The organism is Streptomyces sp. B15 (genome assembly GCF_018070605.1).
GTDB classification, from domain to species: domain Bacteria; phylum Actinomycetota; class Actinomycetes; order Streptomycetales; family Streptomycetaceae; genus Streptomyces; species Streptomyces smyrnaeus.
This window is the reverse complement of record NZ_JAGPXJ010000152.1, coordinates 1-10,059: the sequence shown is the minus strand read 5'-3', so window position 1 is coordinate 10,059 and position 10,059 is coordinate 1. Positions and strand designations below refer to the sequence as shown.

Genomic DNA, 10,059 nt, shown 5'->3' with positions numbered 1-10,059 from the left:
TTCTCCGGCGCGCTCTCCTGCACGAACTGCGCCTTGGCGCAGGCCTCTTCGAGGGTCGGCGCGAAGGTGAGCCGCTCCGGCGACGCGCCTTCGGCCAACCCCAGCCGGGTGAGCGCCGGCCAGGCCGCATCCACCATGCGGCGCAACTTCTCGGGGGCGTCCGGTGCGGGGTCCCACGCGGTGACGTCGTAACCGCGGGCCAGGAAGTGGGCGACCCAGCCGCCGCCTATGACACCGGCGCCGACACAGGTGACCCGGCGCACCTCATCGGGAGGGAGTGCTGTCGTCATGGTGTGGGCTCCTTCGTGCTCGTGCTGTCTATCGGGGGACGGGGCTCGGGGGACGGGGGGCGGGGCGGGGGTCACCGGGGCGCGAGCCCCAGCCGGGCGCGGGCCTCGGCGGGGGAGGCCACCGAGGCCCCCAGGGACTCGGTGATGGTCACGGCGCGCTCCACCAACTGCGCGTTCGTCGCCTTCACACCCCGGCTCAGATACAGGTTGTCCTCCAACCCCACCCGCACATTTCCGCCGAGCAGAATCGACTGCGCCACCCACGGCATCTGCATCCGCCCCAGCGCGAACGAGGCCCACTGCGCGCCCGCCGGCAGGAAGTTGACCATCGACTGCAGCACGCCCGGGTCCGCCGGGGCGCCCCACGGGATGCCCATGCACAGCTGGAAGAGGGTCGGCTCGTCCAGCAGCCCCTCGTCCCGCAGCTGCTTGGCGAACCACAGCTGCCCCGTGTCGAAGATCTCCAGCTCCGGCTTGACGCCGAGTTCCTGGATGCGCCGTGCCCCCTTGCGCAGCATCTCCGTCGTGGAGATGTACAGCTGGTCTCCGAAGTTGAGCGAACCGCAGTCCAGGGTGCAGATGTCGGGCAGCAGGTCCTCCACATGCGGCAGCCGGTCGAGGCCGCCGACCAGGTCCGTACCCTCCAGGGCGCCCTTCTCCAGCGGCTGGTCCGCGTCGAGCACCAGATCGCCGCCCATACCGGCCGTCAGATTGATGACGACGTCCGTACCGGTCTCCTTGATCCGCTCGACGACCTCGCGGTACAGCTTCCGGTCCCGCGAGGGGGCGCCGGTCTCGGGGTCGCGTACGTGGATGTGCACGACGGCGGCGCCCGCCTCGGCCGCCTCGACGGCCGATACGGCTATCTGCTCGGGGGTGACGGGCACATGCGGGCTGCGCCCGACGGTGTCACCGGCGCCGGTGAGGGCGGCGGTGATGATGACGTTCTCGTTCATGGGCATGGCGATACCTCCGGGAGGGGGTGGGCGGGGTGGTCGGTGCTCAGTCGGTGGCCTTGGGGAGGAGCTCGGTCCGCACATACGCGCGCAGCGCCGCGTACATGTCGTCGGGGCTGGTCCCGTCCTCGGCTCCGGCGGCGCTGGCCAGCACCTGGGAGGCCAGCCCGTCGACGAGCGCGGTCAGTCGCAGGGCGCTGAACTCGGGGTCGACCTCGCGGAAGACGCCCTGGGCGATACCGCGCCGGACGACGTCGGCGACGGTGGTGCGCCACTGCCGGTAGTAGTCGACATGCAGGCGTCCGATCGCGGTCGAGCGCGCGGCCTCGGCCCACAGATCGAGCCACACCAGCCACTGCCGCCGCTGCTGCTCGGTACGGGGTGTCTGTAGCGCGAGGAGCTCATCCAGTTCTGCGGCGGCGTCCTCGGTGGCGCCGGCCTCGGCGATCCGAGCCGCGCGGCGGGCGGTGTCCTCGTCCATGCACCAGCGCACCGCCGCCTCCAGCAGCTCGGCGCGGCCGGGGAAGTGGTAGTGGATGGCGGCGGTGCTGGTGTCGCACGCCGCGGCGATGTCGGCCACTCGGACGGCATGGAAACCGTGCTCCGCGATGAGCCGCACCGTCTCCCGCACGATCTGCAGCGGGCGTCCGGCGGAGGGGAGCACGGGCGTCCGCGTCCCGCTGCCGGGGGCCGGCGCGACGCTCGGGGTCCTCGGCTCGTCGGACCCGGTGCTGCCGGATCCGAGCAGCCATCCGGCGTCGACCTGCCCCGCGTCGGCGATCCGCGCCAGCTCCGCGACGGTGAAGCGGCGGGTGCCGCCGAGTGAACGGGAGAGCTTGGACGGGTCCATCACGATGCGCCGGGCGAACTCCCGCTGGCTGCATCCGGCGGCCTCGACGACCTTGCGGACGCGCTCGGCAATCTCGCCCGCGCCGTCCTGGATCCTGTCGCCCGCTGTGTTCCCCATGCGGCCACCGTACGGGCGCGTTGAGATAGGCGCAACGAACGGGGGGCCGTTTTGTTGGTATTTGCGCAGGTAGATCCGGTGAAGCAGAAGTAATTGCGCTCCTGACTGATGCATCAGTCAGGAGCGCAACACGCAGAGGTCCTGGGCTGCCCGGCCTCGTCGTCGGCGTTCGCTCAGACTGCCGGTGGATAGCGGGCCGCCAGGGCGCGGACGGCTTCGATCACGGCCTCCCGCAGCGCGGGCGGCCCCAGCACCTCCGCCTCCGCGCCCAGGCTGAGCAGATCGGAGACGGCGACCGGCAGCGACTCGACGGCCAGCTCCATCTCGGCCCATCCGTCCTCGTCCGGCGGTCCCGCGCCCTCCAGCGCACGCTCGCCCGAGGTACCGAACTTCGCGACGAGCAGCCGTCGGCCCGCCGGGGAGAGCCGGATACGGGCCACGTCGTGGCGGAGCCGCGCCTCCAGTCGACGCGTCGACGCCTCCCAGTAGCCGGGCAGGTCGAACCCCGCGGGCCGCTCGAAGGTCTCGTCGGCGGTGCTGACCTCCACCAGCCGGGAGATCCGGTACGTACGGACGGCGCCCTCGCCGTCCGCGTCCTGGACCGCGGCCACCGCTACCGCGTACCAGATGCCGCCCTTGAGGACGATGCCCAGCGGGTGCAGCGCGCGCCGCACCTCGCCCTGCCAGCGCTGGTAGCGCACATGCAGTACCCGCTGCTCCCACACCGCATCGGCGACCTGCGGCAGATACGGCACCGGGTCCGCGTCCCGGAACCAGCCCGGCGCATCCAGATGGAACCGGTCCTGGATGCGCCGGCTGTGCTCGGCGAGCGCGTCGGGGAGCGCGGCGCGCACCTTCAGCTGGGCTGTGGTCAGTACGGCACCGAGCCCCAGCTCCCGGGCGGGGCCCGGGAGTCCGGACAGGAAGAGGGAGCCCGCCTCGTGGTCGGTCAGCCCGGTGAGGCGGGTGCGGTACCCGTCCATCAGCCGGTAGCCGCCCGCCGGGCCGCGGTCGGCGTAGACGGGGACGCCGGAGGCGCTGAGCGCCTCGATGTCGCGGTAGACGGTGCGGACGGAGACACCCAGGTCGGCGGCGAGTTCGGGCGCCGTCATCCGGCCGCGGCCTTGCAGCAGGAGGAGCAGCGAGAGGAGCCGGTCGGCGCGCATGCCGCCATTCTCGCGGCCTGGTCCGCCGTACCTGACACAAGGTGTCAGGTACGGCCGGAAGGATGCCGGTACGCCGTCGAACAGCAACCGCAGCGAAAGGCCGTCTCATATGACCCAGCAGTCCACCGACGCCGTTTTCACCGTCTCGACCTGGGACGAGAAGAACGTCACCGACTCCGACCGCGGCCCGCGGCTGGCGCACGCAGTCATCGTCAACGACTTCAGGGGCGGCATCGAGGCGGAGGGCACCACCTGCCAGTACCTGTTGACCTACACCGCCGGGAAGTGCGGCTCCTTCTGCGGGACGGAGCTGCTGACCGGGTCGGTCGACGGCCACCAGGGCACCTTCGCCGTCCAGCACCAGGGCACCTTCGCGGAGGGCGTCATCCGCTGCACCTTCGAGGTGGTCCCGGGCTCGGGCACGGGAGAACTCTCCGGCCTGGCCGGGACGGGGGCCTACGAGGTGCGTGAGGGGGAGCAGGAGGTGAAGGTGACCTTCTCTTACGACCTGTGACGCCGTCAGAACCGGCTGTTCCCCTCGCCCCGAAGGGGCGCGGGGAACAGCGCGGCAGGCCACCGGCCACCCGCTGCCCGCAAGCTGCGGGCCGGGGCACCCCCTCGGTGGAACCTCAGGCCGGCGTGGGGGCCGAGCTCTTGCCAGGCGGTGAGGCGGCGACGGGGGAGCCGGAGCCGCCCTGCTCCTCGGGCATCTTGAGGAAGAAGGTCAGCACCATGGCGACCAGGTACAGCACCAGGAAGACGATGGTCACGCCGCCCGCTCCCACCAGCGGGAGGAACAGCGAGGCGATGGCCGGACCCACGAAGGCGGCGCCGCCCGCGCCGAGGTTGAGGAGCGCCATCGCGCCGCCCTTGTTGTCGGGGGCCATGTTCGGGATCAGCGCGGAGATGGGCACGAAGCCGGCCAGCGTGGCGCCGTACAGCATGCCGGCGAGCACGGCGACCCAGTAGTAGTCCGGGCCCAGCCAGGTCGGTACGAAGTACAGCACCGTCACACTGATCGCGCAGCCGAAGGCGCCGAACGTGGCGATGGTGGTGCGCCAGCCGATCTTGTCGGAGACGGCGCCGAAGATCAGGTTGAAGAAGATGTTGGTGCCGTAGATGATCGCCAGCAGCTGGAGCCATTTGTCGGTGCCGAAGCCGACGTCGTCGGAGAAGATCCGCGGCAGATACACGAGCATGCCGAACTCGGGTGCGGTGTTGATGATCCGCACCAGGCAGCCGACCAGGACACGCGGGTGGGTCCAGACGATCGAGACGCTGTTGAAGAGCGACTGGCCCGTGGTCACGCCGGGGTCGGCCAGCCGTTCGCCGCCCGCCCGCCGCTTGGCGCCCACCAGTGCGACGGCGCCGCCGAGCAGGATGAGGCCGAGCGCGCTCCACAGGGTGCCCATCTCGCCGATGGCGGGGATGGTGAAGCTGGACCACAGGGAGCCGAGGGTGGGCAGGCCGCCGGTGAAGGCGAAGTAGAACCAGCCCACGGCGGTGCCCAGCCGGGCCTTCGGCGCTGTACCGGTGATCCAGACGAGGAAGCCGAAGGCGAAGAGCGGATAGCCGAAGCCGCGGATGCCGTAGAGGATCAGCATCATCGGGTAGTTCTCGGTGCCCAGCGCGAAGACCAGGTAGAGCGCGTCGAAGACCGCCCAGATGCCCAGGCCGACCCACATCACCTTGCGCGGGCCCCACACCTCGGACAGCGCGCCGGAGAACCAGGAGGCCAGCATCACGGCGACGCCGTAGGCGGTGATGACGTAGCCGGCCTTCACATCGGTGCCCGCGCCGTGGTCGGCCATGTAGGGCGCGATGAACCCGCTCTCGACCCCGTCGCCGATCATGAACAGCAGTACGCCGATGTATCCGAGGACCAGGGGCTTCGGCAGCCCTATGCGATCGAGTAGCCCTCCGTCAGGGGCTCGGGTCGCTGGATCCGTCATCGGGGGCCTCCGCTCTGAGGTAACCAGTTGGTGCACCGCAGATCCTCAGCCCGCCTGCGAGAAATATCAAGAGCTATGTTAAAAGTAACGGTCAAGTTCGCTACCGCGTAACAGCGCGAACCGCTCGCGTAGCCGGACCCCTGTCGCGGGAGGGTTCGCTACGCCCGCACGACCCGTACGTCCGTCAGCTTCCGCAGCTCCGCCACCAGCTCGTCGTCCACCGGGCCGGACAGCACCACATGGTCGAACGCGCGCACCGGGTCGAGCCGGTGCAGGGCGCTGCGGCCGACCTTGCTGTGGTCCATCAGCAGCACGCTCACCGAGCCGGCCTCCCGCATCGCGCGTTTCAGGGCGACGATCTCCTGCTCCTGGTGGTAGGTCATGGTGCCGGTGATGGCGGAGGTGGACACGACGGTCAGATCCACCGAGAAGCTTTTGATCATCTCCAGCGCGGAGAGCCCGATCCACGAGTCGTGGGTGCGCGAGTACTCGCCGCCGATCCCGATGAGCCGTACGTCCTCCACGGGTCGCAGCTCCTCGGTGATCAGCCGGTAGTTGGTCACCACGGTCAGCGGTCCCACCTGCGGCAGCAGCTTCGCGAAGGCCAGTGCGGTGGTCGAGTCGTCCAGCATCAGCGACATGCCCGGCGTCACGAACTCCAGCGCGGCCCTGGCCAGCGCCTCCTTCTCGCCGGTGTGCGCGTGCAGCCGGAAGTCCGAGCTGGACTCGAAGACGGTGGAGGGCTGGGCCGAGACTCCGCCGTGGTACTTGCGCAGGATGCCGCGATCGGCGAGTTCGGCGATGTCCCGGTGCACGGTCATCACGCTGACGCCGGTCAGCTCCGTCAGCTCGGCCACCGAGGCGTCGCCCTTGGCCAGCACGTGGTCGACGATCTGCTGCTGACGCTTCTGGCGCGTGGCGCGCGCTGCTGAATGGGCGGTCATACGGACCATCCTGCACCCCGTACGGTTCGGTTCGGCCCCCGGACCAGTGGAAGCCTCACATCACTTGTGGTGGGCGTATCAACGCATGAGTGACAGATAACAGAAGCAGTGTTAATTTGCTGGGAGCCGAAGGTGAGGAGTTCCGGCCGTGGCCGATGCAGTGGTGTTTGACATGGACGGAGTGCTCGTCGAGAGCGAGCATCTCTGGGAGCGGCTGTGGACCGCGTTCGCCGCCGAGCGCGGTAAGCAGTGGGGGCCCGAGCAGACCAAGAGCTGCCAGGGAATGAGCGCCCCGGAATGGGCCGCCTTCCTCACCGAGTTCGCCGGCGGCGGCGACAGCGTCGCCGACACCGAGCGCACCGTCGTGGACGGCATGATCAAGGCGCTGGAGGACGGGGAGATCGAGCTGCTGCCCGGCGCCCGCGAGATGATCACCGAAGCCGCCGCGCGCGGGCCCATCGCGCTGGCCTCCTCCGCGCCGCGCCGCGTGATCGACGCCGTCCTCGCGCACCATGGAGTCGACCACCACTTCAAGGCCACCGTCTCCAGCGCAGAGGTCCCGCGCGGGAAGCCCAGCCCGGACGTCTACCTCGCGGCCGCCGACAAGCTCGGCGTCCCCGCGGTCGACTGCCTGGCGGTCGAGGACTCCAGCAACGGGCTGCGCGCCGCCGCGGCGGCCGGGATGACGGTCGTCGCCATCCCCAACCCCGGCTATCCGCCGGCCGCCGACGCGCTGGCGGGCGCCGCCCACTGCGCGAGCGACCACGACGACGTACGCCGCTATCTGCTCTCCCAGCTCAAGGAAGGTGACCGGGCATGACGGACCCGACAGCTGACCCGATCAAGGTGCTGGCCTCGGGCGACCACTTCATCGCCCCCCAGTTGTTCGTCGACGCGCTCAAGGAAGCCGCCCCGGGCACCGCACTGGACTTCCGCACCCGGACCACCCCCTGGCCGCACACCCCCTTCGGGCCCGTCGGCAACGTCAAGGAGGCCAGCGGGACCGAGGACGAGCTGCTCGAAGCGCTCGGCGACGCCGAGGTGGCGCTCATCCAGATGGCGCCGTTCACCGAGCGCGTCATCCGCGAGGCCCCGAACCTCAAGCTGATCGCGGTCGCCCGCGGCGGCCCCGTCAACGTGGACGTCGAGGCCGCCACCCGCGCCGGCATCCCCGTCACCTTCACCCCCGGCCGCAACGCGGCAGCCGCCGCCGAGTTCGCGCTCGGGCTGATGCTCGCCGCGCTGCGCCGGATCCCCGCCTCCGACGCGGAGCTGAAGAAGGGCACCTGGCGCGGCGACTACTACGCCATCGAGAACGCGGGCATCGAGCTGGACGGCACCACCGTCGGGCTCGTCGGCTACGGCGCCATCGGGGCCATCGTCGCCCGGGTGCTGCGCGCCTTCGGCTCCGAGGTGCTGGTCGCCGACCCCTACGCCGACCCGGCCAAGGCGGCGGCCGACGGTGTGGAGCTGGTGGCCCTGGAAGAGCTGCTGCGCCGCAGCTCGGTCGTCAGTCTGCACGCCCGCGTCACCCCCGAGACACGGCACATGCTGAACGCCGACAACCTCAAGCTGCTCCCCAAGGGCGCGGTGCTCGTCAACTCCGCGCGCGGTGAACTCATGGACTACGGCCCGCTGCCCGCGATGCTGGAGTCCGGCCATCTGGGCGCGCTGGCCCTGGACGTGTACGACGTCGAGCCGCCGCCCGCCGACTGGCCGCTGCACCGGGCGCCCAACGTCATCACCACTCCGCACCTGGCGGGCGCCACCCGGCAGACCGCCGACCGTGCCGCGGCCATCACCGCGGCGCAGGCGGCCGCGTATCTGCGCGGTGAGCGCCCCGAGTTCGTGGTGAACCCGGAGGTGTTCGACACCACGGGAGCGGCCGGGGGAGGGCAGCAGTCATGATCGTCGGGGTCGACGTCGGCACCTCGGTCACCAAGGCCCAGCTCATCGCGCGTGACGGGCGCACCACCCCCGCGCACGAGGCCCGCAGCACGCTCTACACGCTGCCGGGCAACCGCGTCGAGCAGGACATGGACGAGGTCATCGGTACGGTCGTCACCGTTGTACGGGCCGCCGTCGCCGATGCCGCACAGCTCGACCCGAACGAGCCCGTCGAAGCCCTCGCGCTGACCGGTCAGGGCGACGGCCTGTGGCTGCGGGACGCCCGCGGCCGTCCGGTCGGCCGCGCGCTGTCGTGGATGGACGGCCGCGCGGCACCCGTCCTGGACAAGTGGGCCGCCGACGGCACGGCGCGGGAGGTCTACCGGCGCACCGGGGCCGGCATGTTCCCGGGCGCCGCCGGACCGCTCCTGGCCCACCTGGCCGAACACGAGCCCGAGCGGCTCGCCGCGGCCGACGTGGCCGGGTACTGCGTCGACGCCATCGCCCAGCGCTTCACCGGTGAGCGGACGGTGGACGCCTCCGACGCCTCGGTGCCGTTCCTGGACGTGGCACGGCGCAGCTACCACGACGAGGCGCTTGAGCTGTGCGGACTGGGCCGCTGGCGGGGACTGCTGGCCGAACCCGCGCCACCCGGCGCGCTGTTCGGCCTGCTGCCCAAGGTGGCGGCCGAGCTGGGGCTGCCCGCCGGGCTGCCGGTGAGCGCCGGCCCCTTCGACATCCCCGCCTGCGGCTTCGGCTCGGGCCTTCAGCAGGTCGGCGAGGGCAACCTCATCGTCGGTACGACGCTGGCCTGCCAGGTGCTGAGCGACGACCCCGCACCGGGCGCGGCCGACGAGGCGGCCGGCATGGTCCTGGCCACCCCCTACGAGGGCCGGTATCTGCGGGTGATGCCCGCCATGATCGGCACCGCGGGGCTGGACTGGCTGCTGGGGATGCTCGGCGTGCGCATCGAAGAACTCGACGCGCTGCTGGCCCAGTCCCCGTACGGCGCCGCCGGAGTGACGGCCCTGCCGTTCCTGTCCACCAGCGGTGAGCGGGCACCCTTCGTGGACGCCCGCGCCCGCGGGCGCCTGGACGGGCTCTCTCCGCTGACCGGCCGCGCCGACCTGGTCCGCGCCCTGTGCGAAGCGGTCGCCTACTCGGCCCGGCACTGCCTGGAGACCCTCGGCGTCGACGGAGCCGTCACCGCCTGCGGCGGGGGAGCCCGCTCCGGCGAATGGGGTCGCATCTTCGCCGGTGTGCTCGGGCGGGACGTGCATGTACGTGAGGACGCCGTGGGCATCCGCGGCGCCGCGCGGGTGGCGTGGCGCGCGCTGGGCGTCGACGCCGGAAGCGCCGACGCCGCAGCCGGTGGCCGTGTCGCCCGCGCCGACGAGTCGGCGGTCGCCTTCTACGAGGACGGCTACCACCGGTACCTCGACACCTTGGAAACAGCCCGCCAGTCCTGGTGAATCCCGCCTGCTGGTGAACCCCGCCCCCCGGCGAACCCCCCCGGTCAACCCCGTCTCCTGGTGAATCCGCCCCGGCCCTCGCGCCTTCCGGCACCGGGACCCACTCCGGTCGCGGCTCGGCGCTGTCCGGTCCCGGGGCACAACGAACTGCTGGAGTCCTCCATGACCCGCGTATTCAACGACCCGGCCCGCTTCGCCGAGGACATGGTCCAAGGCTTCGTCGCGGCGCACCCCGACCACGTCCGCGCAGTCCCGGGCGGCGGCGGTGTCGTCAGGGCGCACCGCCCCGGCACCGCGAAGGTCGCCGTGCTGACCGGCGGCGGCTCCGGCCACTACCCCGCCTTCTGCGGCGTGGTCGGCCAGGGGTTCGCCGACGGATCGGTGATAGGCAACGTCTTCACCTCCCCGTCCGCCGCACAGGCGTA

11 protein-coding genes are annotated in these 10,059 nt (G+C 71.5%); 5 read left to right on the top strand and 6 right to left on the bottom strand.

The annotated features are described in order from the left end of the window. The 4 genes from KBY19_RS34575 to KBY19_RS34560 form a co-directional block, all read right to left on the bottom strand. Nucleotides 1-290: 3-hydroxyacyl-CoA dehydrogenase NAD-binding domain-containing protein (locus KBY19_RS34575; protein WP_247691720.1), on the bottom strand; the 290-nt coding region annotated here is incomplete at its 3' end. Between the two features lie 71 nt (nt 291-361). Beyond that, nucleotides 362-1,252 (bottom strand): 3-keto-5-aminohexanoate cleavage protein, encoded by an 891-nt coding sequence (locus tag KBY19_RS34570; RefSeq protein ID WP_185017835.1) that lies wholly within the window; start codon nt 1,250-1,252, stop codon nt 362-364. 40 nt (nt 1,253-1,292) lie between these two features. Continuing rightward, complete coding sequence (locus KBY19_RS34565) at nt 1,293-2,213, bottom strand: TetR/AcrR family transcriptional regulator (RefSeq protein ID WP_099883392.1); 921 nt, start codon at nt 2,211-2,213, stop codon at nt 1,293-1,295. Between the two features lie 173 nt (nt 2,214-2,386). Beyond that, nucleotides 2,387-3,379, bottom strand: coding sequence for a YafY family protein (locus KBY19_RS34560; RefSeq protein WP_099883393.1), 993 nt, complete (start codon nt 3,377-3,379; stop codon nt 2,387-2,389). Nucleotides 3,380-3,488: 109 nt separating this feature from the next. Here KBY19_RS34560 and KBY19_RS34555 point away from each other — a divergent pair, with 109 nt between their 5' ends. Then, nucleotides 3,489-3,893: a DUF3224 domain-containing protein gene (locus KBY19_RS34555; RefSeq protein WP_210956766.1), complete on the top strand. Its 405-nt coding sequence runs from the start codon at nt 3,489-3,491 to the stop codon at nt 3,891-3,893. Between the two features lie 115 nt (nt 3,894-4,008). Here the strand turns inward: KBY19_RS34555 and KBY19_RS34550 are convergent, their stop codons facing one another. Both KBY19_RS34550 and KBY19_RS34545 read right to left on the bottom strand, forming a co-directional pair. Next, complete coding sequence (locus tag KBY19_RS34550; protein ID WP_099883395.1) at nt 4,009-5,331, bottom strand: MFS transporter; 1,323 nt, start codon at nt 5,329-5,331, stop codon at nt 4,009-4,011. Nucleotides 5,332-5,489: 158 nt separating this feature from the next. Next, nucleotides 5,490-6,275: a DeoR/GlpR family DNA-binding transcription regulator gene (locus KBY19_RS34545; RefSeq protein ID WP_210967418.1), complete on the bottom strand. Its 786-nt coding sequence runs from the start codon at nt 6,273-6,275 to the stop codon at nt 5,490-5,492. Between the two features lie 148 nt (nt 6,276-6,423). Here KBY19_RS34545 and KBY19_RS34540 point away from each other — a divergent pair, with 148 nt between their 5' ends. The 4 genes from KBY19_RS34540 to KBY19_RS34525 all read left to right on the top strand — a co-directional run. Further along, nucleotides 6,424-7,095, top strand: coding sequence for an HAD family phosphatase (locus KBY19_RS34540; protein WP_099883397.1), 672 nt, complete (start codon nt 6,424-6,426; stop codon nt 7,093-7,095). Further along, nucleotides 7,092-8,183, top strand: a complete 1,092-nt coding sequence (locus tag KBY19_RS34535) for a 2-hydroxyacid dehydrogenase (protein ID WP_099883398.1) — start codon at nt 7,092-7,094, stop codon at nt 8,181-8,183. The genes KBY19_RS34540 and KBY19_RS34535 overlap by 4 nt, the downstream gene beginning before the upstream one ends. Continuing rightward, nucleotides 8,180-9,634 carry an FGGY-family carbohydrate kinase gene (locus tag KBY19_RS34530; protein WP_210967417.1) on the top strand — a complete coding sequence of 485 codons (1,455 nt, stop codon included), beginning with the start codon at nt 8,180-8,182 and terminating at the stop codon, nt 9,632-9,634. The genes KBY19_RS34535 and KBY19_RS34530 overlap by 4 nt, the downstream gene beginning before the upstream one ends. A 162-nt stretch (nt 9,635-9,796) precedes the next feature. Beyond that, the coding region (locus KBY19_RS34525; protein ID WP_210967416.1) for a dihydroxyacetone kinase subunit DhaK at nt 9,797-10,059 on the top strand (263 nt) is incomplete at its 3' end.